Genomic DNA, 20,946 nt, shown 5'->3' on the forward strand with positions numbered 1-20,946 from the left:
CGACCGTTCGATCAGGACAGGTCCGGCTCACTGCTCGGTGACGGCGCCGTCTTCCTCGTGCTGGAGCGCCGGGACGCTGCCATGGCGCGAGGAGCCCGCTGCTATGCCGAGATCGCCGGTTCCGGCGCTGCCAACGACCGCAAGGTGCTGACGCCGGAATCGTCGGGACACGCGCTGTCGGCGGCGATCACCCGTGCCTTGGACGACGCCGCGTTGCAAGCGGATCGCGTGGATTACATTGCGGCACACGGGTGTGCTACCAGGCTGGGCGATATCGCCGAAGCCAGGGCGATCCGGCGCTCGCTCGGATCGGCGGCGGACTCGGTGGCGGCGAGCAGCGTCAAACCGCAGACCGGTCACCTCGTCGGCGCCGCGGGCGCGTTGAACATCGCGGTCGCCGCGTTGGCGCTGCACCACGGCGTCCTACCGCCGACGCTGCATCTGGAAAATCCCGATCCCGAGTGCGACCTCGACTGGGTGCCGAAGTCCGCGCGGGACACCCGCATCGGTGCGGCGCTGGCGGTGGCGCGCGGGTTGGCCGGTCAGCAGGTCGCGGTGGCGTTGCGCCGCACCGCCTAGGCCGGGTCAGGTATGCCGCGTCGCGCGGGACGGGTCGCGGAAATCGAGAGGAACTTCATGGCTGAACAAGCTGATCGAATCGTGGTCGCGGGAATGGGGGCGGTCACCGCCTTCGGCGTCGGCGTCGGCGAACTCTGGCGCGGCGTGCGGGCCGGCGAGGTCGCGATCCGCCCGGTCACCCGGCTGCCGATGGCGGGGTACCGGACGAAGCTCGCCGGCGAGGTGCCGGTGCCGGTCATTCCGGCCCGCTCGCCGGTTACTGGCGAGTTCCGCGAGCCCACACTGGATTTCGCGCTCGTCGCGGCCGAGGAAGCGCTCACGGCGAGCCGCCTCGACGTAGCCGGTATCGGACCGGAGCGGTGCGGCGTCGTCTTCGCGACCTGCAACGGCGGTTTGATCAGCGGTGAGCACGTGCTGCGCGCGCGATCGCGGGGCGCGACCGCCGAACTCGCGCAGTACCTGTTGGTCGCACCGCAGATGATCGCGGAGGCGGTGGGCACCGCCTTCGGATTCCGCGGCCCGGTCTTGTCGGTGAACACCGCATGCGCGTCCGGCGCCCACGCCATCGCGCACGCGATGGAGCTGCTGCGCGAAGGCCATGCCGACATGATTCTCGCGGGCGGCAGCGACTCGCTCTCCGGGGTCACCCTGGCCGGCTTCAACAGTCTCGAGTCGCTCGCGCCGGAACCGGCCGCACCGTATTCCAAAGACCGAGAGGGCCTTTCGCTCGGCGAGGGAAGCGGCATGCTGGTGCTGACCCGCGCGGCGGTCGCCGAGGCACACGGTGCGCCGATACTCGCCGATGTGCTCGGATACGGCCTGTCCGCGGACGGATACCACGCCACCGCACCACATCCGGAGGGAGCCGGGGCGGCACGTGCGATCACTGCGGCACTCACGACCGGCGGTGTGTCGCCGAGCCTGGTGGGCTATATCAACGGTCACGGCACCGGGACATCGAAGAACGACCCAGCCGAAATCGCCGCTGTCAAAACCGCTTTCGGTGACGCCGCCGCGAAGACGATGATCAGCAGCACCAAATCGATGATCGGGCATTTACTCGGGGCGGCGGGCGCGGTCGAGAGTATCGTCGCGATCCGGGCCCTGTGCGACCAGTTCGCGCCCCCGACAGCGGGTTTCACCGAAATCGATCCACAGTGCGAGATGGATGTCGTACCGCTGCGGGCGAAGCCGCTCGACACGAGCGTCGTGATGTCCAACAATTTCGCCTTCGCGGGCGCCAACGCGAGCGTCCTGTACGGGCTGCCCGACCGGGTGTCCACGCCTGTCGTCCCGACGGAGCCGATCGTGGTCACCGGTCTCGCCGCGCTCGGTCCACGCTGGACGACGATCAACCAGTTACGCTGTGCTGCAGCGGGAGTCGAGCGTGCCGAGCAGTTCGCGGAAGCGATGGCCGACCCGGAGCGGGAACTGTCGCGCAAGGAGCGGCGCAGGATCGATCGCCTGGGACGCTTCGCCGTGATGGCGAGCGCGATGGCGCTGGCCGACGCCGGGCTCGACCCGATCGCGCGGCCCGCGCCGGGCATCGGCGTCGTGCTCGGCACCGGACTCGGCCCGCTGGGCAGCATCGAGGAGTTCCTGGTGCCTTTGCTCGACGAGGGCCCGGCATCGGCGAATCCCGCGGTATTCCCGAACACCGTCTACAACGCCGCGGCCGGTCAGGTCGCCATGAAACTCGGTCTCACCGGCGTCACCTCGACCCTGACCGCGGCGCATGCCGCGGGTGCGGCCGCCCTGTGCGTCGCGCGTGACCTGCTGCGCCGGGCAGCCGCCGACGCGATCGTGGTCCCCGCGGTCGATGTCTTCCCGGCGGCGGCTCGCACCGCCTATACGCAGATGGGATTGTGCCGTGCGGACTCGGCCTACCGGGCGGTCGAAGGCGCGTACGCCATCGTTCTGGAGCCGATGTCGAAGGCCTTGGCCCGCGACGCGGAGGTGCTAGGCGAGTTCGCCGGCTTCGGCATCGGATTCGATGGCCGGGGTCTCGGACGGTCCGATCCAGACGGCCGCGGCAATGCACGCGCGATGCGGACGGCGTTGGCACGGGCGGGGCTGCAGCCGTCGGATATCGGTGTCCTGCACTCGAACGCGGCCGGGATCGCCTCGTTGGACCGAGCGGAGGCCGTCGCGGTCGCCCGCGTCTTCGGCGACCGGCCGCCGCGGATCGAGGCGCCCAAACGGGTGATCGGCGAGCCCGGCGGTGCGGGTGCGCATCTGGCCATCGCCCTCACCGCCGATCGGGCGCTCGACGCGCCGGTACTGATCAACAGCTCGTCGCTGGGCGGGACCCATTTCGCGCTGGTGCTGACCCCACCACGCGCCACCACCGAACGGAGTGCGGGATGACCGCGGTAACGATCGCAAGCACCGGCGCCTATCTACCCGGCGCGCCGCTGACCAACGCCGACTTGGAAAACCTATGCGGCACTTTGCCTTCCGAGGTTCTGGCGGGACTGCAGGTGCAGCGCAGACACTGGGCCATCGATCCGAAGACCGGGCGGCACCTGGTCAGCAACGCCGACATGGCCGAGGCGGCCGCACGGCAGGCGCTCGACCGCGCCGGCCTCGAACCGGGCGAGGTCGAACTGCTGGTGATGTCGACCTCCAGCCCGGAATACCATCTGCCCGCCGAGGTGACCTTCGTCCAGGCGCGCCTCGGACTGGCCCGCTGTGCGGTGATCGAGGTGCGCTCCGGATGCGCGGGCGCGGTGCAAGCCCTAGACATCGCGTGGCGCATGGTGGCCGCCGGTCGTTACGCCAACGCGGTCGTGCTCGGCAGCGAGGTCATCTCGCCGCTGCTCTACCCCTACTTCGATCACGCCGACCCGCAGTCGGTCCGGCTCCGCGATCGCATTGCCATCTACAACTTCGGTGATGGCGCGGGCGCCCTCGTGCTGACCGCCGCCGAAGGACCGGACCGGTGGCACGGCGGCGTCAACGCCTGCATGGGCGGCGACCGCAGGCCGGGCATGCACATCGTCGGTGGCGGGACACACGCGCCCATCGCCGACCAGCTCGCGGCGAAGCGTCTCGTCCAGCTGCATCTCGATGTGGTCGAGTCGGAACGGTTCGGGCCGCGGGTGTTCGCCGAAGCGATCGACCGGCTCCTGGACGAGAGCGGCCTCACCATAGCCGATGTCGCGGCGTGCGTGCTGCCCGAAGGCAATGCGCCGTACTTCACCGCGGAGCTGGAGGCGAGCGGTATGTCGGCGGAAACGTGGAAAACCTTGCAGGCCAAGATCGTCGAGAACCTCACCGATGTCGGCGCGACCGGCTCGGCCGCGGTGCCGCTGGCGTTGGACGACGCGTGGCAACGCGGCCGCATCGGCCCCGGGGATCGAATCCTGTTGCTCGCCATCGAAACCAGTCGCTGGATTTACGCGGGCGCCGCGCTCACCTGGACCGCCCGGAAGGTCGCGCGATGACGATTCAGATCGATGCGAAACGGGACAGTTACGACGTCGTCGTCATCGGCAGCGGACTGGGCGGCCTGACGGCGGCGGCGCTGCTGGCGCAGACCGGGCGCAGTGTGCTCGTCGTCGAGCGGCACAACCGGCTGGGCGGGTACGCGCACTCGTTCAGCCGCAAGCGGCAGGTGTTCGACTCCGCCGTCCATCTCATCGCCGGCGCCGAGCTCTCCGATACCGGGCATCCGAGCATGCTGCCCCTGCTGCTCGACAGCCTCGGCGTAGCCGATCGCTGCGCGTTTCATCGGCTCGATCTGCTGTACCGAGCCGCCTTCCCCGGGCTGACCGTCGATGTGCCCACCGGACCGGACTTCCTCGACGTGCATGCCCGGCTCTTCCCTCGGGAGAAGCTGGGACTGCGGCGCCTGCAGCGACTCTCGACCCAGCTGGCGCGTGAAGTGATGCGCACCCCGCCGGACCTGCCGCCCGGCGAACTGCGCGCCGCGGGGTTGCCGCTCTCGCACGAGTACCGGCATCGGACGGCCGGTTCGGTCTTCGACGATCATCTTCGCGACCCACGGCTCAAGGCTCTGCTCGGCACGCTGTGGCCGTATCTCGGTGTGCCGCCGTCGAAAGCGGGCTTCGACACGTGGGCGCCGATGCTGATGAACTACGTCGATCTCGGCGTCTATTACTGCGCGGGCAGTTTTCAGAACCTCGTCAACGCTATCGGCTCGGGTCTCACCGACGCGGGCGGAGAATTGCTCCTGAAGACCACCGTGCGCCGAATCCTGGTGCAGGACGGCCGGATCGGCGGAGTTGTCCTGGACAACGGGCAGCGGATTCGCGCCGAGACCGTGATCTCGAACGCCGATCCCGTGCAAACCTGCGCGGAGTTGATCGGCACACCCGGCGTGGACACGGCGTACCTGCGAAGTCTGCGTGCGATGCGGCCCTCGTTGTCCGCCGCCGTCGCGTTCCTGTCCACGGATATGGATCTGGAGCAACTGGATATCGCCCACGAAACCTTCCTGTACGACGAGTGGGACCACGACGTGGTCTTCCAGAAAATGGTCAAGGGCGAGGTGCCCGCGCTGGCCGTGACGGTTCCGACGCTGAGCGACCCGACACTGTCCAGAAACGCGCGGCATCTGGTAACCCTCTCCACGTTGCTGCCCTACGACGCCGTCGAATCGTGGCGGGACAACAAGTCTCGCTACGAACGGCTCCTGCTGGACAAGCTGGAACAGGTGATCCCCGGCATCAACGACCACATCGACTTCATCGAGGGCGGCACCCCACGCACGATGGAGCGCTACACGCTGAACCTGCGCGGCGCGATCTACGGATGGGAGCACTCGCCCGAGCAGAGCGGAACCGACCGCATGCCGCACCGCGGGCCGGTGGACGGACTGTACTTCTCCGGCCACTGGACCCAGCCCGGCGGCGGGGTGCTCACCGTCGTCAGCTCCGGCATTCAAACGGCCGAGCTCGTGGCGGGGCACGCGGTTTTCGCGCCGGATTTTCAGCGGGTGGTTCCGCTTCGCCGCTACGGAAGCAAGGGGTAGCGCGGCGCGCGGCCGGGGTAGATGGCTACAGTTCGCGGCCATCTACCCGGCCTTGTTGATCAACCCCGCGCCAGGAAAGACCTCTCGAACTCCTCGAAGCTGATCTGACCGTCGTTGTTCTCGTCCAGCAGGCCGTGGTAGCGAGTGTTGGCCGCCTCGCTGACCTTGCGAGTGCGGTCGAGGTAGGCCTTCAGTTCAGCGACAGAGATGTAGCCGTCGTTGTCGGTGTCGATCTCAGCAAATGTCTCGTTAGCGTCAGCCATGGCAACTCCTTCGTAGTAGTTGTCCGAATCGGCGTTCAACACATCGGCGAGATCCCCGAACCGCAAGGGGAGCCGTGCACATCGTAGGCGAATCTCGAAGCCCCGCGACTCCGATTCGCCCAGGCGGCAGCTCGTCGGCGCACGGACGGCGGCGTGTCACCGATTGACTGAACGGCGCCCTGCTTGCCATGGCGTTTGTCCCGGATGCGCGCGGGTACGCGATGCCAGGGGCTACCCGAGGAGAACGCGTATGCCGAAAACCACGAAGGCAGGTAAGCCGATCAAGAGCGAGCTGCCAAGCACCCTCGCCAGATCCGAGCCCAAAGCGCAGCGCACCTTCGCCGAGACCTATGACTCCGCGATCAAGGAGTACGGCGGCGACGAAGAGCGCGCTCATCGAGTCGCCTACTCCGCGCTCAAACACAGTTACGAGAAGGTCGGCGATCACTGGGAAGCCAAGGAACAACGAGGCCCCTCCGACGCGCGCGCCGAAAGCGGCGGGCCCAACGCCAGCGGCGAGACCGCGGAAGGCGTCGACGCGAACGCCAGCAAGAAACATCTCCAGGACGTGGCACGCAGGCTCGACATCGCAGGGCGTTCGACCATGAACAAAGACGAACTCGTCGACGCCATCATGAAGGCGAATAGGCGCAAAAGCGCGGCAGCACGCTGAGGGGCGCGCTCGACTACGCGGATGTCAACCAGATCGGCCATCTAAAACGAAAGAGCCCCAAACCTTCGTTCGCAGGTCAGGGGCTCTATCTTGTGGTGGTCCCAGCTGGTTTCGAACCAGCGACCTTCCGCGTGTGAGGCGGACGCTCTCCCGCTGAGCTATGGGACCTGAGTAGTGCCACGTGTGGCGGTTCAGGGGGTTTGGGAGGCCCTCCGAACGAGATGGAACATTAGCATGCGGCACCGGCGGTTCACCAAATCGCCACCCGGATAGGGGTGGAAGGTGGTGGGCGGCAGGGTGTCTCGGCGAGAGGGTTCGACGCGATTGCGGTGGGTGCACCCGGCCGGATGGAGGGGTGGCCGGCCTCGCCCACAGGGCGGCTCGGACCGGTCACCGCGAAGGTCCGGGCTCCGACAACTCAGGTCACTCGAGGACCCCTAGGGCTCGAGAACCACATCGACCACCCCCACCACTCTGGCAACCTCGCGGATTTCCCCCGTTCTACCAGCGGATTTGTAGCTTTCACTCGGCGTCCGCTAATGTTCTGTCTCGCACCACGGAGGCCGGAACAGCCGCCGAGATGCATGCGGATGTAGCGCAGTGGTAGCGCATCACCTTGCCAAGGTGAGGGTCGCGGGTTCAAATCCCGTCATCCGCTCGAAGAGGTAGGGCCAGGCAAACTAGTTTAGCCGTCCCCCTTCGCACGGTGGAGTGGCCGAGTGGTGAGGCAACGGCCTGCAAAGCCGTGCACACGGGTTCGATTCCCGTCTCCACCTCGCGCGATTAGCTCAGCGGGAGAGCGCTTCCCTGACACGGAAGAGGTCACTGGTTCAATCCCAGTATCGCGCACCACCGTAGTACCAGGTCAGGCCCCCTTTCGAGGGGGTCTGATTTTGTTTGTGCCAATGTGTGCCCATCGCTCCCCGTCGGTCGACTTCAGGCCTGAGCATGCGGCGGGCCCGCGCTGTCGGCTGAGCGTGCGGTTTGAGCCGATCTGTCCCAGGACCAGCCCGCAGTTCGACGCGGAAACCCTAGGTCAGGAAAAGTAGGGCTAGGGCCAGAATCAAGCAAAGAACGGCTTGCGCGAGCATTATGCCGGTGCCGAGGGTGATGCGCAGTTCTCGTTCGGCGAGTTGGGCGGTGAGGTCGGCGATCTCCTGTGCGGCGGCGGCCTGCCGTTGCTCGACAGTCTTGGCGTCCAGGTCGGCGCGGTGGAGTTCGGCGTTCTTGCTGGTGATCGTGGCTTCGAGTTCCTTGCGGTAGGCGAGGGCTTGCTCGTTCACCGCCGCTTGGCGGGCGAGTTTGGCGGCGGTGGTGTGCAGCGTGTTGCGGGTCGTGTCCAGTTCGGCGCGCAACTCGTCACGCTCGGTGAGCGCCGCGGCGAGTTGGCGTGTGCGGGCGGCGAGCTCCTCGGCTTGGGCCGGGGTGTGGTGTTGCCTGTCGGTCACGGCGGCCTTTCTGTGGTCCACATACGCCTGCGCCAGTCGGCGGTCCAGTCGCGCGGGAGCGCATGCACCGGGGCATGCGCGGGTCGGAAGCCGGCGCGGGGCTGGTAGACGAGGGGGCATCCACACCCCCGGAGCAACCACGCGAACGTCAACCACTCTCACGGTAGCGACCCGGGGTGACACAAACCCCGGTTTCAGTGTGTGCGAACGGATTTGATCCTTCGCGAGCAGTAGCCGCGCTAAAAGCTGATGAAGTCCGCCTCCTCGAGCGTACTGAATGCTCTGTTACTCGCACGCTCGAAAGTCACCAGTTGTTTCGTCTTGTCCCCAGTTCATCGATGCTTCAGTATGGAAGGATATTGCGGGGGACGACATCACCGGCGTTAAATGCCATGGGGGGCAATCCAAGTGGCGAACATCGTGCGGATCGGCATTCTTGCCGCGCTGTGGGGCTCGACTTTTCTCTGGATCAAGGTCGCGCTGCGTGGCTTTTCCGCCACCCAGGTGACGTTCGGCCGAATGATCATCGGGGCCGCCTTCTTGTGGTTGGTGGTGTGGCTGATCAAACGAAAACGGCTGCAGGCCAGGTCCGTACCGTGGCGGCATTTGATCGTGTCCGCCGCGTTGGCTAACGCGATTCCGTACCTGTTGTTCGCGCTGGGCGAGGAGGGCATCGACTCGTCCGCCGCCGGCGTGACCAACTCGACGACGCCGATATGGACAATGCTCGTAGCCCTACTGGTCGGCGATCGACGCGGGCACACGCGTCGCCGAGCGAGTGGTCTCGTTCTCGGATTCCTGGGCTGCGTGCTCATCTTCTCGCCGTGGCACACCGGAACCGACATCATGAGCTGGGGCGGCCTCGAATGCCTGATCGGCTCGGCTTTTCTCGCCGTCAGCTACATCTATATGGCGAAGTACCTGACCAACCGGGGGATCCCGCCGCTGATGCTGGCCGCTTACCAACTGTCCGCGGCCGGCCTGCTACTCGCCCCTGTCCTGCTGGTCGACGGCGTCCCCACGCTCACGGCCCATCCTGATGCGCTGGCCGCGCTCGCGATCCTCGGCCTGTTCGGCACCGGCATCGCCTATATCCTGAACTTCCGGATCATCGCCGACGACGGCTCGGTGGCCGCTTCCGTGGTGACCTACCTGCTGCCGGTGGTCTCCATCATCCTGGGTGCCGTGGTACTGCAGGAGCATGTCACCGCGACCATGCTGATCGGCGTCGGCGTCGTACTCGTCGCGGTCGCACTGACCCAGAATTGGCGGGCATCCTCGGCCAACAGCGAACTCGTCGACACCGAGGATGAGCAATGCGCACGCGTACGATGACCAACCGCTGCAAAGCATTTCAGTCGGCGAGGTCGGAACACCGTAGCTACACCGCCTGTTCGGTATTGCGCCGCAGTGCTGAACATATCCATGACAGGAATCGGCACCCCGATTCGCAATGGGGAGAATCGGATCGGTGCCGTTCACGATGAAGTTGCCAGATCGGGAGGCCGGCCGGAACCGGCTCCATGCACGAAACACATTGGGGGAACAATGATTACAAACCAGGTGAACACCAGTGATACCGCCCAGTGGTCCGGGGACGACCAGGAATGGTGGGACTGGTACATGACTCTCGCCAACAACCCACCGATCGACGCCGACACGGCCGAACCCGCGCCGGCGAAGCCGAACACCCGCGCGGCGTCCGACCGCGAAGTGTTCACGGCCCTCGACGATCCCTACGAACTGCCCAGCGCCGCCACCGCGTTCTACCGCCGCAACGGATACGTGCGACTTCCGAAAGTGATTCCCGCCCAGGTGATCGCGGCACTCGCCGCGCGCGCGGACCAACTGCTGTTCGACGCCCACGGCACCGCGCGTCCGGGCCGGTTTCTCGCACTGGAGCAGCTGTGGCGGCGCGATTCGTTGATGCTGATGGTGGCGTTGTCCCGCCGCATCGGCGATATCGCCGCACAGCTGATGGGCGTCGACGCGGTGCGGCTCTACCACGACAACCTGCTCTCCAAGGAGCCCCATTGCGGCCGCACGCCATGGCATCGCGACCGCGACCACTACCCGCTGGCCTCCACGGCCGTGTGCACGTCGTGGATACCGTTGCACGACGTGCCCGCCGGTATGGGGCCGCTCGCGTGTCTGCCTCGCGCGGCGGTGACCGCCGAGCTGCTCTCGATCCCGGTCACGGTCCAGGACCGCTCCTACGACGATCGCGTCGCCGCCGAACTGCGCTCGCGCGGCGTGGCGCCGGATGCCCGCCCCTTCGAGGTCGGCGACGTGTCCTTCCACGCCGCCGACACGTTCCACACCGCCGGTGTCAACCGGACCACCGCACCGCGGCGGGTGCTGTCGTCCACCTACTACGAGGACGGCACCAGGGTGATCGACCAGCCCACCATGTTGAGCGGCAGCTGGCCGGACTTCCTTCCCGGAGTCGAACCGGGCGCGCTCGCGTCCTCACACCTCAACCCCGTGGTCGGGACCGCTCGATGATGGATGCAATAGTCTCCGCGCCCTGAGCTCTCGTCGATACCGGGTGGAGCGATGTCGCAGGCCTGGGCGAATTCGGTGACAGCTTGGACCTCGCCCGGGCCGACAACCACCGACCCGGCGAGGGAAACCGCGCCCGACCCGGCAGCGACGGGCCTAAAGTCGAACAATGCAGGCGACGTTGTTCCTCTTGCTGGTGATCTCGCTGCTGATTGTCGTACTGAGTGTTCTCGGCGGCTCCTCGCTGCGCGTCAGGCGGCGACGAATACCGAATACGCCTGAGGCGCAACCGGATCGATCCAGCGTATGGACCTCGCCGGTGTGGAACGTCGTGGGGGTCATCGCCGGAGTTGTGGGCACCATCGCGTCCATCATCGGTTTGCTCAAATAGCCGACGAGGGTGCGCCGCACATCAGGGGCAGCGCGTATGGCTCGCAACGGGCACGCCGACCTGGCAGTCCGTGGACGCTCGCGTAGCCGATGGCTTCGAGGAGACTGGGGCTATGACAGCGCCTGAACTGAATGCGCGCCCTCAGTGGCGGCGAACGGGGAATACGAACTTTCCGGTGGCCGCGCTGGTGAACGATCGATGGTGGGTGCTGCGGATCAACGCATTCCCCGATCACGCGCTGTGGACGTTGTTCGTGGATGGTGTGCCGCGGTTCGATATCGACCAAGCGCCGTCGACTTGGGGACGGCCGTTGGAGCCGTGGCCGATGTTGGAATCGGTTATCGCCGAGGAGGTTTTGGCTCCTGTCGAGAATTTCGTGGCCTACGGCAGTGAGGCCGGGCAGCCCTGCGACGATCCGTTCTGCTGCGGGTGACGCAGGGCGACGGGACTACACGTCGAGAAAGCGAACGTCCTTGGCGTTGTGGGTGATGAAGATGCGGCGGGCTTCGACATCCTCGCCCATCAGCACGCTGAACAGCTCGTCGGCCGCGGCGGCGTCGTCGAGCGTCACTTGACGCAGGACGCGGACGGCGGGGTCCATAGTGGTCTCCCACAGTTCCTTGGGATTCATCTCGCCGAGACCCTTGTAGCGCTGGACACCGTCGTCCGGGTTGATTTTCTTGCCCGCGGCCCGACCCTCGGCGAGCAGGGCGTCGCGTTCGCGGTCGGAGTAGGCGAACTCCGGGTCGCTGCGCTGCCACTTGAGCTTGTACAACGGCGGCTGGGCCAGATACACGTGCCCCTGCTCGACCAGCGGGCGCATGAACCGGAACAGCAGCGTCAAGAGCAGCGTCGCGATGTGCTGGCCGTCGACGTCGGCGTCGGCCATCAACACGATCTTGTGATAGCGCAACTTGGCGATATCGAACTCGTCGTGGATGCCGGTGCCGAACGCGGTGATAATCGCTTGAACCTCGTTGTTCTTGAGGACTCGGTCGATGCGCGCCTTCTCGACGTTGATGATCTTTCCGCGCAGCGGCAGGATCGCCTGGTACATCGAGTCGCGGCCGGACTTGGCCGAGCCGCCGGCCGAATCGCCCTCGACGATGTAGATCTCGGACTTGCTCGGATCCTTCGACCGGCAGTCGGCCAACTTACCCGGCAATCCGCCGAGATCGTTGGCGCTCTTGCGCCGCACCAACTCTCGCGCCTTACGCGCGGCGGTACGCGCGTGCGCAGACGAGATAGCCTTGGTCACAATCGTTTTGGCGTCGGCGGGATTGGCCTCGAACCAGTACGTGAGGTGCTCGTTGCATGCCTTCTGCACGAACGATCTGACCTCGGTGTTGCCCAGCTTGGTCTTGGTCTGCCCCTCGAACTGCGGCTCGCGCACCCGCACGCTCACGATCGCGGCCAGACCCTCCCGGATGTCGTCACCGGTGAGGTTGCCGTCCTTCTCCTTGAACAGCTTCTTGTCCTTGGCGTACTTGTTGACCACCGTCGTCAACGCCGCGCGGAAACCCTCCTCGTGAGTACCGCCCTCATGCGTGTTGATGGTGTTGGCGAAGCTGTGCACCGACTCCGAATACCCCGCGTTCCACTGCATCGCGACTTCTAGCTGCTGACCGGCGCCGGTGCCGGTGAACCTGACGACCGAGTTGTGGATCGGCTGCTTGGTCCGGTTGAGATGACGGACGAAATCCTCCAGGCCGCCGGGGTAGTGGAAGGTCCGCGGCTTCGCGTTCTCGGCGCCCTCCGGCGTATCGGCCATCTCGTCGGCGGTCGCCCGCTCGTCGGCGAGGACGATGGTCAGGCCCTGGTTCAGGAACGCCATCTCCTGCATGCGGCGTGCGACGGTCTCCAGGTTGAAGGTGGTCGTCTCGAAGATCTCCGGGTCCGGCCAGAACCGGGTGGTGTTGCCCGTGCGCCGGGTGGGCGCGCCGCGTACGAGTTCCTCGGGCTTGGCGCGCAGATAGTTCTGCGTCCAGTGGTAGCCGTCGCGGTCTATCTCCAACTCGACTCGGGTCGAGAGCGCGTTCACGACCGACAGCCCTACGCCATTCAGTCCGCCGGACACCGCGTAGGTCTGGGAGTCGAACTTGCCGCCGGCGTGCAACACGGTCATGACGACCTCGACCGTCGGAATCCCCAGCTCGTGCATCTCGACGGGGATGCCGCGGCCGTCGTCGGCGACCTCGACGCCGCCGTCGGCGAGCAGGGTGACGTCGACCCGGGTGGCGTAGCCGGCCATCGCCTCGTCGACGGAGTTGTCGACGATCTCCCGCACCAGCTGGTGCAATCCGCGTTCGCCGGTGTCCGCGATATACATGCCGGGTCGCTTGCGGACCGCCTCCAAGCCCTCGAGAACGGTGACCGACGAGGCGTCGTACCCCGGTTCGGGCGTTGTGGGTTTCCGCGAGTGTTTGGCAGCCACTGGTCGAGGCCCTCCCTGCTTGCTGACTCCGGCGCAGCGGCGTTCGCACACGGAGAGCCCACCAAGGGTGTTGAGGAGAAGTACGGTCCTCGCGCGTGCTGCGCGCAACGCGCCGAAGGGTTCGCCGCTAGTTACTTCTCTATCCTAGCCATAAACCGGCAAGACGTGTCGATTCGACACGGCTAGCGTCCATAGGGATCGTCTCAAAACCTATCGAACGATCCCCCCTATTCGAGCCGCACTACCAGAGTCTCCACGGGCTCGCTAGGCGTCAAATATGGGAAATCGGCCGATTTGGCGAATCCACTGTTTCATGACATATCAACTTTCACGTCACAGGTCTACATGCGACCGCGTGGTACGGCAGGGACCGGAGCTCAACTACCCAGGGCCGGACCTTCACATCGTCTGCCGCAGCATGCGGGGATGAGCGGCACCGGGGTCGCCGCCACAATTCGAGTCGGAGCACTTCCTCCGAAGCCTCGCCCCGGGCGAGCCTTCCGCGCCGCCAACGCATTCCACGAGGTCTGCGCGCTCGAGAGCTAGATCATCGCCGCCGGAGTGGCATTCACCAGTCCGCCATCGATCAGCAGATCCTGCCCGTTGATGTAGGCCCCCTCGTCCGAGGCGAGGAACGCGACCGCGGCGGCAACCTCCTCGGAGGTGCCGATGCGACCCGACGCCACGGCGGCGACCGCACTGGCCCTCACATCCTCCGAGGCCTCCGCCTCGAATGCCGGAGTGGCGGTGTAACCGGGACTCACCGAGTTGACCCGAATCCGCTTGGGCGCCAGCTCGGCCGCGAGGGTGCGCGCGAGGTTGTGCACAGCCGCTTTGGTGGCGGAGTAGAGAGCGGCGCCGGGGCTGCCCTTGTGCAGCGCGAACGACGCGTTGATCACGATGGCGCCGCCCTCGGCCAGCAGCGGGAGGGCCTTCTGGATGGTGAAGAACGCCGCTTTGAAGTTGATGTCGACGACGCGATAGAACTCGGCTTCGGTGACGTCGGTGATCTGCTGGAACGCGCCGATGCCCGCGTTGGCGAAGACCAGATCCAGGCGGCCGAACCGATCGTCGATCGCGGCGGTCAGCGCGTCGAGGTCGGCGAGGTTCGCGGCGTCGCCGGCCACGGCAAGCACACGGTCTCCGGCGGCCAACTCCTGGACGGCGGCGTCGAGCCGGGTCTTCTCGCGACCCGTGATGACCACCCGCGCACCCTCGTCGAGCAGGCGGCGGGCGGTCGCCAGCCCCATGCCGCTGGTGCCGCCGGTGATGAGGGCGATCTTGTCGTCGAATCGGGAACTAGCAGCGCGCATCGGAGCGACCTTTCACGTCGGTTTAACTGTTCAAAGACTTACGTACAGTTCGACTGTTTGTCAACAATGGAGCTATCCTGGACCGCGTGATGACGGCACACCCCGATCGGGCGCAGATCGAGTTGACGAACGTGCTCTCCGCGCTGGGAAACCCCTTGCGGCTGTGCATTGTTCGAGTGCTGGCCGACGGGTGCGAGCACACCTGCGGCTCGATCGTGGACGGCGTGCCGAAGTCGAACCTGACCCACCACTACCGGGTGCTACGCGACGCGGGCATCATCTGGCAGCGGGTTTCTGGGCGCGAGACGTTGCAGTCGTTGCGGCGGGAAGATTTGGATGCCAGGTTTCCCGGGCTGCTCGACTCATTGCTTGCGGCGGCTCGGAACGAAACCGAGGATCCGTTCGCGGCTGCGGGCAGTGCTTCCCCACGTACGCAGGGATGATCCTCCGCTCGAGCAGGTAGGCCAGGTGTGCTCCCTGCGCACGCGGGAATGGGGCCACGGCCCGCCGGCGACCGCGCCGCATACTCAGCGACCGGACGTTGCTGTCGAGCCGAGTGCCGCGTCGACGTCGTGGACCGCGCACGCCGAGCTTGCTCGCCGTCGGCGCGAAGTCGAAGGCGCGCAACGTGATCGGCAGGCCAGTCGGACGCAGCGTCGCAGAACGAACTCGGAACTGTCAGTGACACTGAGCGACTGTCCGATAGTCGGGGGTCGCAGGTCGTCAGTGACGGTGAGAGCGTGGCACACCCTCGCGAGCCGAGACCGGCCACCCCGCGCCCACTGCGCCGGAAATGTCGGTGGTCGGCACTAGGCTGAGCCGCACAGAACCACAGCGAGAAAATCGAGGCAGGGGGTCGTAGCGTGACGGTAAGCGGGGAGGTCGAGGCGCCCGCGTCGGACGGGACCGATCCCGAGCTACTCGATCTGCAGGACGACATCTCGTTCGGTCTCGAAGAGGTCAACGAGCTGCTGGCCGAGTTGATCGCGATGCAGGCCGACCGCAAGGCCAAGGACGGGGAGATCCTGACCTATCGACTCGGCGTCACCGGTGAGCAACCCGAGACGCTGGCGAAGATCGGCGCGCGCTACGACCTGTCCCGCGACCGGATTCGGCAGTTGCACACCAGGGCCGTCGGCAAGCTGATCCGCGACGCCCAGCTCAACGGGCACCGGGCCGCGAGCGTGTTCGCCGCGCGCTACCCGGTCGGCGCGCGCGACCAGCAACTCGTGCGCGCGTTGCTGGTGGAGACGTACGCGACCGACACCGACATCGCGGCGAACGAGCTGTCCTACTTGAAATTGCGCCTGGCCGGGCACGCCGCCGAAGACGCGAAACGGATCGCCGGATTCGTGACCCAACGCATCGCCGCCTGGCAGAAGAAGACGAATCGACGGCTGGCCAAGCTGCGCGACGCGGAACCGCGTGCGACGAGTCAGCTGAATCCGTGGCTGGGGCAGGTGGATTGGCCGAACTCGGCGACCCCGGACGCGCTACCGGTGACCTCCGCCCGCACCGTCGACAGCGACGACGACGGGCGCGGACGCTTCTACCTCGACAAGGTCGGGCGGGACGTGCCGTTCGACTCCGGCTTGGAGGCGCGGCTGCTGTGGATACTCAACGCGAGCGACCTGGTCGAGTCGTTCCAGGAGCATCCGGCCGCGATCAGCTATGACATGGACGGCACCCAGCACCTCTGCTATCCCGGCATCGCCGCGCGGCTCACCGACGGCCGCGTCGTGCTGATCGATGTCCAACCGCTCGGACATGTTGCGTTCCACGTCAATCGAGCGAAGGCGGCGGCGGGACGCGCCTACGCGCACGGCAAGGGCTGGGGCTGGCTCGTCTGGACCGGCAGCCTCATCGGCCTCCCCGATCTGCTCGCCAGGAAGGTCGACGCGAGCAGCGCGGCCGCGCTCAGCGACCTCGTCGCGCGCGGGCCGGTGAGCTGGGCAGCGATCCGTCAGGTCCGCGACGACACCGGTCTGGAGCTGCTCGACTTCATCGCCCTGGTCCTGCGCAACGAATGGCGTTGGGACCGTGGCCCGTTCCGGCTCAGCGCACCACCATCGCGCCCGCGAGGAACGTGACGATCAGCATCATCGCGCAGCAGGTCACCAACTGCCAGTGATTGATGGTCTGCTGCAGGTGCTTGATGGTGTTGCGCAGCGACGTGTCGACGCGGTGATGGTCGTCGATCTTGCGGCGCGCCTGCGCGAGCGCGTCGGCCCGCTCCTGCGCCTCCTGCTCGGCCCGCTCCAACCGGGCGGTCAGCTTCATGAGGTGTTTCTGCTTGTCGCGCACGGTCTTCCGGGACAGGGCGAGCGTGGTGCGCTGGTTGACCAGCTCCTGCCGCTGCCGGGCGATGATCAGCGCCTGCGTCTTCGTGTGGTGCTCCCAGTCGGCCACGGTGGCCCAACCTCCTGTCGTCACATCACGATATCCCCACACGATCTCGTCATTGACCCAGCCGCGGATGAAATCACGCAGCTCGAGCGGGTGCCTGCGCGGCGAGGCGACCGCGCTGTGCGCGGTGTCGAGCACGCCGGTCACCGCCTGGCAATCGCAGGCCGGCGGGGCGAAGTCGGCGATGCCGAGCGCGTGCAGGTGATCGACCCAGTATCCGGGCGGGCAGAGCCAGAGCACGTCCTCGATGCCGGCCGCGCGCAGCCGATCCGTATGTTCCTGCGCGAGAGCGCGTTCCAGCGCACCGCTGCGCACCTCGATGACGAACTCGCGATCGCCCTTGCGCCAGTAGATGTCCACGGGCAGACCGTCCACCCGGCGGTCCACCTCGGCCACGTCGGCGCCGTACGCCAGCAATCTGCCGCACACCCAGTATTTCAACCGCCGCATATCCCATTGCGCGGCGTCGCATTCCGGACACTTACAGCCGTATCCGCCGGAGCGCCCGCGGGCTCTGCCCGCGCCGTCCGCTATACCCAACTCGGCGAGCATCGCCTTGCGACCGCAGGCTATCTCGGCCCGCTGCTTCGTTCTCACGCGACCACTCCCCTGCCCAACCACCGCAGGTCTGGCGACCTACGCCATAGATCAAGAGTGCGTCAGACTCGCGAACCTCGCCAGTCCTGTTCACCCCGCGCCCGGGTGCGCCACGGTGACAGATTTCCGGTCGAGGGCCCGGTGTAGGCTGTGCCACAAGGAATTTCGCCGCGGCGGACGGCCACAACGACACGCATATGTCGGCGGATTGACACTAACTGCCATCCTGCGATCGGGCCGCGCCGCGCGTCGATGTGCGCTGCCGCACTCCCTTCGGGATGCCGCCGGAGCCGAAATGCGCTTAGGCTACGTCCCGGATGCGCCTCGGCCGGCCGCCGAGTGGCAAGCAGAACTGTTCCGGACAAACGGGATCGCGCCGACCTCCGCCTGCACCGGCGTGGGACGGCCCGCCTACGCTGCTTCGATCAGATCCAAGGGGCCGGTGGGCGAACCGGTCCGCGAACCGACGACGTCGGCGCGCGATCGTGCCGAGCGTCAGCGCGGCACGATCGCGAACCGCGTATTTCCAACTGGACGGATAGAATCGTCCGGCCGAGTGCGAGCTGGGCCGATACGGGGAAGTGGGTTACTGGATGGAGCACGGTCAAGAGACCGGCGAGTCGATCGGCGCGATGCTGTCGAGCATCGCGTCGGTTCTCCGTGAGGTCAGCGACAAACTGGACGCCGTCGCGGCCCGGGTCGACGGCGTCGACCGCACCGAGTCGGCGCCCGCTGACCACAGCGTCGAGGCGCGGCTGGCCAAGCTCGAGGCGTGGGCTTTCCGTGCCGGGCAGGACATCTCGGGCATCGACGGGCGGCTGGAGAAGGTCGAGTCCGGCGGTGGGACGCCCGCGCACTCCGCGCCGGACAGCGAGCGCGCCGAGCGGCCGCTGCCGCGCGCCGCGTCCCGCAGGAACTCCGTCGCCGCGCCCTCGCGCTCCGTGACCGTTCCCACCGCGCGGGAGAGCATCGGTAGTCCGCACGAGCCGGCGTCGACGACCCGGGAGAACGCGATCGCCGGCGAGAACGCCGCGGCCGCCAGGGAGAGCGTCTCGCGGCGCTACGAGCCTTCGCCGAGCGCCGCGACGAACGCGCGTGACTCCGCGTCGCACGAGGCGAACGGGGTGCCGCAACGCGGATTCGGCACACCGCGCGAACCCGCGTATGAGACACCGCGCGAACCCGCGTATGAGCCGAGTCCGGCGACCTCGCAGAGCTTCACCACGCCGCGCGAGCCCATCGCTACACCGCGGGAACCCATTTCCACACCCCGCGAACCGATTTCCACGCCGCGCGAACCCACTGCCACGCCGCGCGAACCGATTCCCGCGTCGTCGACGAACTTCACCGCGCCGACGCCGCGTGAGCCGCTGCCCGTGCGGCAGTCCAGCTTCACCGCGCCGCGTGAACCGGCGACCTCGTCGTACGAGAATTTCACCGGCTCGCACGAGAATTCGTACGAGAGCATGGTCGCCTCGTCGGACGGCGGCCGCAAGAACGGCGCCACGACGGAGACGAACGGCACCACGCTGACCGGCGCGCACCGCGCCGAGGAAGACCTCATTCCCGTCGACAACACCCACGTCGACAAGCTCCAGGCCATGCTGGACGAACTGAAGAAAACGGCCGCCGCTCCCCTGGGCCGCTCCGACGTCTTCGGCCCGCCCGCCACCGACCTGACCTCCACCGGCTATCAACCGGAGCGCAGCACCGACACCCCGCGCGACTACCGGCTGTCCAGCCCGCCCCCGCTCTCCTGAGTTCCGCTCAAGCGGAGTCGAAAACAGTCCAACCCGAACCACACCCAACTCCAGCCGAACCACCCCGCCCGCAATCCAGCCCGAGAGGGACTGGTGGCGGACGCTTCTCGGGGCGATGCCGCCGTCAGTTCCTTATGATCGCTTGACCACCTGCTCGGCCTTGCCGAAGCTGTTCGGCCGCCTCGGGTCGAGGTGTGTCTACGCCGACGCGAGGCCCGGCTGGACCGGGTTGGGTCTGGACCGGGTCGAATCGAGTTGTGGTTGGGGCGTATCCGAGTCCGTTTGCGCTGGATCGGTCTCGGCGGATCTGGTGAGGATTGTGGCGATCAACTCGCGTAGCCAGCGGTGGCCGTTGTCGGCGGTGTTGCGGGGGTGCCAGGCCATGCCGATGGGGAGTTCGGGGAGGGGCAGGGGGATTTCGAAGGCGCGTAGGCCGAGGGCGGGGAGGACGGAGCGGCTCAGTCTGGCGGGGCCGGGGCATACGAGGTCGCTGTCTTTCACCGCGAACAGGGCGGTGCTGAGGTTCGCCACGGTGGCGACCACGCGGCGGGTGCGGCCGTGTAGTGCGAGGCGGTCGTCGATCGGGCCGCGGGCGAGGCCGTTGCGGGAGATGCTGAGGTGGGCCGCCGCCGCGAACCGGGCTACCGTCACGCGCTTGGTGACCAGCGGGTGGTCGGCGGCGGCGATGCCGATCATCCGGTCGCCGAGCACTCGGCGCACCGTCGTCTCCGGATCGGCGTGGTCGATCACGCCGACCTCGATATCGACCCGGCCGTCGCGCAAGGCCGCGGTGCCCTCGAGGGTGTCGGGGAGGAAGCGCAGCGTGACACCCGGCGCCTGCGCGCGCACGGTGGCCAGGAGCGGTGCGGCCAGCTCGGTGAGCACCGCGTCGCCCGCCTGCACCGCGAAGCTCCGCTTCAGCGCGGCCGGATCGATCGCTCCCCTCGGCGTCAGCACCGCCCGCGCCTGTTCGACGAGAGTGCCCACCTCATAACGCAATTCCAGTGCGCGGGGCGTCGGCACCAGATGGCGACCGGCCCGCACGAGCAGCGGATCGCCGAGCACGCGGCGCAGCCTGGCCAGCGTCCGGCTCATCGCCGGGGCCGAGGTGTGCAGCCGCTCAGCCGCCTGGGTGACGCTGTTCGTCTCCAGCAGCGCGTCCAGTGCCACCAGCAGATTCATGTCCAGCGCCTCCACCCCTGGATTATCGCCAGCGGAGAGAGCCGACACCAAAATCGCGAGGGTGATGGCCCGTGTCTCAGCGCTGCGCTCGACGGAGGTCCTGCCGAACGAAACCCTCTGTGAGGACCTGTGTATGTGGCAGCACGGTCAGGTCCACATCGGCAACCGCGCCACCGCCGCACCCCGTCGGCAGGTGTAAGTCGACGAGGGCGAACGACATTCGCGCACGTGGGAGTTCACCGGTCATCTGGCCGAGGACTATCGAGACGCGCTGTGCTTCGTGCGCCGCATCATCGAGATCCTCTGCCCTCCTCTGGCTGGCTGGTGAACAGTGCCGCGGCCGGTCGAACCCACGTCACCGAGGTGCCTGCTGGGTCACTGCCCGCCAGGCTCACCCAACGC

17 protein-coding genes, 4 tRNA genes and 1 pseudogene are annotated in these 20,946 nt (G+C 67.1%); 15 read left to right on the forward strand and 7 right to left on the reverse strand.

Annotated features, from left to right (window positions below):
* The 4 genes and pseudogenes from ON39_RS20470 to ON39_RS20485 all read left to right on the forward strand — a co-directional run.
* Positions 1–579, forward strand: a pseudogene (locus ON39_RS20470) (beta-ketoacyl-[acyl-carrier-protein] synthase family protein); the annotation flags it as partial.
* A 57-nt stretch (positions 580–636) separates the two neighbouring features.
* Positions 637–2,946 carry a beta-ketoacyl-[acyl-carrier-protein] synthase family protein gene (locus ON39_RS20475; RefSeq protein WP_083894569.1) on the forward strand — a complete coding sequence of 770 codons (2,310 nt, stop codon included), beginning with the start codon at positions 637–639 and terminating at the stop codon, positions 2,944–2,946.
* Positions 2,943–4,025, forward strand: a complete 1,083-nt coding sequence (locus tag ON39_RS20480; RefSeq protein WP_040736704.1) for a 3-oxoacyl-ACP synthase III family protein — start codon at positions 2,943–2,945, stop codon at positions 4,023–4,025. The genes ON39_RS20475 and ON39_RS20480 overlap by 4 nt, the downstream gene beginning before the upstream one ends.
* A complete protein-coding gene (locus tag ON39_RS20485) occupies positions 4,022–5,575 on the forward strand; it encodes a phytoene desaturase family protein (RefSeq protein WP_040736705.1) in 1,554 nt (517 codons plus the stop codon). Before ON39_RS20480 ends, ON39_RS20485 begins: the two co-directional genes overlap by 4 nt.
* Before the next feature lie 59 nt (positions 5,576–5,634).
* Here the strand turns inward: ON39_RS20485 and ON39_RS20490 are convergent, their stop codons facing one another.
* Complete coding sequence (locus ON39_RS20490; RefSeq protein WP_146251363.1) at positions 5,635–5,838, reverse strand: EF-hand domain-containing protein; 204 nt, start codon at positions 5,836–5,838, stop codon at positions 5,635–5,637.
* Positions 5,839–6,088: 250 nt separating this feature from the next.
* Between ON39_RS20490 and ON39_RS20495 the strand changes: the two genes are divergently transcribed.
* A complete protein-coding gene (locus ON39_RS20495) occupies positions 6,089–6,511 on the forward strand; it encodes a ChaB family protein (protein ID WP_040736708.1) in 423 nt (140 codons plus the stop codon).
* A 93-nt stretch (positions 6,512–6,604) separates the two neighbouring features.
* On the opposite strand, the gene ON39_RS20500 is transcribed toward ON39_RS20495, so the two are convergent.
* Positions 6,605–6,679, reverse strand: a tRNA-Val gene (locus ON39_RS20500).
* A 418-nt stretch (positions 6,680–7,097) separates the two neighbouring features.
* Here ON39_RS20500 and ON39_RS20505 point away from each other — a divergent pair.
* The 3 genes from ON39_RS20505 (at position 7,098) to ON39_RS20515 (ending at position 7,363) form a co-directional block, all read left to right on the forward strand.
* Positions 7,098–7,169 (forward strand) — tRNA-Gly (locus ON39_RS20505).
* Positions 7,170–7,216: 47 nt separating this feature from the next.
* Positions 7,217–7,287 (forward strand) — tRNA-Cys (locus ON39_RS20510).
* Position 7,288: 1 nt separating this feature from the next.
* Positions 7,289–7,363, forward strand: a tRNA-Val gene (locus ON39_RS20515).
* Between the two features lie 179 nt (positions 7,364–7,542).
* Here the strand turns inward: ON39_RS20515 and ON39_RS20520 are convergent.
* Positions 7,543–7,959: a hypothetical protein gene (locus tag ON39_RS20520; RefSeq protein ID WP_146251362.1), complete on the reverse strand. Its 417-nt coding sequence runs from the start codon at positions 7,957–7,959 to the stop codon at positions 7,543–7,545.
* Between the two features lie 408 nt (positions 7,960–8,367).
* Between ON39_RS20520 and ON39_RS20525 the strand changes: the two genes are divergently transcribed.
* The 4 genes from ON39_RS20525 (at position 8,368) to ON39_RS20540 (ending at position 11,285) form a co-directional block, all read left to right on the forward strand.
* The gene (locus tag ON39_RS20525) at positions 8,368–9,294 is read left to right on the forward strand and encodes a DMT family transporter (protein ID WP_051186846.1); all 927 of its coding nucleotides are present in this window, start codon (positions 8,368–8,370) and stop codon (positions 9,292–9,294) included.
* Positions 9,295–9,522: 228 nt separating this feature from the next.
* Positions 9,523–10,464 carry a phytanoyl-CoA dioxygenase family protein gene (locus tag ON39_RS20530; protein ID WP_051186847.1) on the forward strand — a complete coding sequence of 314 codons (942 nt, stop codon included), beginning with the start codon at positions 9,523–9,525 and terminating at the stop codon, positions 10,462–10,464.
* Positions 10,465–10,630: 166 nt separating this feature from the next.
* A complete protein-coding gene (locus ON39_RS20535) occupies positions 10,631–10,852 on the forward strand; it encodes a hypothetical protein (RefSeq protein ID WP_040736713.1) in 222 nt (73 codons plus the stop codon).
* A gap of 175 nt (positions 10,853–11,027) precedes the next feature.
* Positions 11,028–11,285 (forward strand): hypothetical protein, encoded by a 258-nt coding sequence (locus ON39_RS20540; protein WP_246003193.1) that lies wholly within the window; start codon positions 11,028–11,030, stop codon positions 11,283–11,285.
* 15 nt (positions 11,286–11,300) lie between these two features.
* Here ON39_RS20540 and gyrB read toward each other — a convergent pair whose 3' ends face one another.
* Together gyrB and ON39_RS20550 are read right to left on the reverse strand one after the other, a co-directional pair.
* A complete protein-coding gene (gene gyrB, locus ON39_RS20545; RefSeq protein ID WP_040736715.1) occupies positions 11,301–13,286 on the reverse strand; it encodes a DNA topoisomerase (ATP-hydrolyzing) subunit B in 1,986 nt (661 codons plus the stop codon).
* A gap of 542 nt (positions 13,287–13,828) precedes the next feature.
* A complete protein-coding gene (locus ON39_RS20550) occupies positions 13,829–14,599 on the reverse strand; it encodes a glucose 1-dehydrogenase (protein ID WP_040736716.1) in 771 nt (256 codons plus the stop codon).
* Positions 14,600–14,688: 89 nt separating this feature from the next.
* On the opposite strand from ON39_RS20550, the gene ON39_RS20555 reads away from it, so the two are divergent.
* On the forward strand, positions 14,689–15,042 hold the full coding sequence (locus tag ON39_RS20555; RefSeq protein WP_211336517.1) for an ArsR/SmtB family transcription factor: 354 nt from the start codon (positions 14,689–14,691) through the stop codon (positions 15,040–15,042).
* A gap of 420 nt (positions 15,043–15,462) precedes the next feature.
* Positions 15,463–16,689, forward strand: coding sequence for a sigma factor-like helix-turn-helix DNA-binding protein (locus ON39_RS20560; protein ID WP_040736720.1), 1,227 nt, complete (start codon positions 15,463–15,465; stop codon positions 16,687–16,689).
* Here ON39_RS20560 and ON39_RS20565 read toward each other — a convergent pair.
* Positions 16,655–17,602 (reverse strand): hypothetical protein, encoded by a 948-nt coding sequence (locus ON39_RS20565; protein WP_246003233.1) that lies wholly within the window; start codon positions 17,600–17,602, stop codon positions 16,655–16,657. The two genes, ON39_RS20560 and ON39_RS20565, sit on opposite strands and share 35 nt — an antisense overlap.
* Positions 17,603–18,195: 593 nt before the next feature.
* Here ON39_RS20565 and ON39_RS20570 point away from each other — a divergent pair.
* Positions 18,196–19,362 (forward strand): hypothetical protein, encoded by a 1,167-nt coding sequence (locus ON39_RS20570; RefSeq protein ID WP_146251406.1) that lies wholly within the window; start codon positions 18,196–18,198, stop codon positions 19,360–19,362.
* Positions 19,363–19,560: 198 nt separating this feature from the next.
* Here the strand turns inward: ON39_RS20570 and ON39_RS20575 are convergent, their stop codons facing one another.
* Entirely contained in the window at positions 19,561–20,550 is a 990-nt protein-coding gene (locus tag ON39_RS20575; protein ID WP_083894572.1) for a LysR family transcriptional regulator, read from the reverse strand.
* Positions 20,551–20,946 lie beyond the last annotated feature (396 nt).

Origin of the sequence: Nocardia tenerifensis NBRC 101015 (assembly GCF_000308715.1) — a bacterium.
In the GTDB taxonomy this organism is placed as follows: Bacteria; Actinomycetota; Actinomycetes; order Mycobacteriales; family Mycobacteriaceae; genus Nocardia; species Nocardia tenerifensis.

Coding starts and splice junctions, on each gene's coding strand:
- ON39_RS20550 (WP_040736716.1), bottom strand. CDS start 14,599: ATGCGCGCTGCTAGTTCCCGATTCGACGACAAGATCGCCCTCATCACC.
- ON39_RS20555 (WP_211336517.1), top strand. CDS start 14,689: ATGACGGCACACCCCGATCGGGCGCAGATCGAGTTGACGAACGTGCTC.
- ON39_RS20485 (WP_040736705.1), top strand. CDS start 4,022: ATGACGATTCAGATCGATGCGAAACGGGACAGTTACGACGTCGTCGTC.
- ON39_RS20490 (WP_146251363.1), bottom strand. CDS start 5,838: ATGGCTGACGCTAACGAGACATTTGCTGAGATCGACACCGACAACGAC.
- ON39_RS20535 (WP_040736713.1), top strand. CDS start 10,631: ATGCAGGCGACGTTGTTCCTCTTGCTGGTGATCTCGCTGCTGATTGTC.
- ON39_RS20475 (WP_083894569.1), top strand. CDS start 637: ATGGCTGAACAAGCTGATCGAATCGTGGTCGCGGGAATGGGGGCGGTC.
- ON39_RS20480 (WP_040736704.1), top strand. CDS start 2,943: ATGACCGCGGTAACGATCGCAAGCACCGGCGCCTATCTACCCGGCGCG.
- ON39_RS20495 (WP_040736708.1), top strand. CDS start 6,089: ATGCCGAAAACCACGAAGGCAGGTAAGCCGATCAAGAGCGAGCTGCCA.
- ON39_RS20570 (WP_146251406.1), top strand. CDS start 18,196: ATGGAGCACGGTCAAGAGACCGGCGAGTCGATCGGCGCGATGCTGTCG.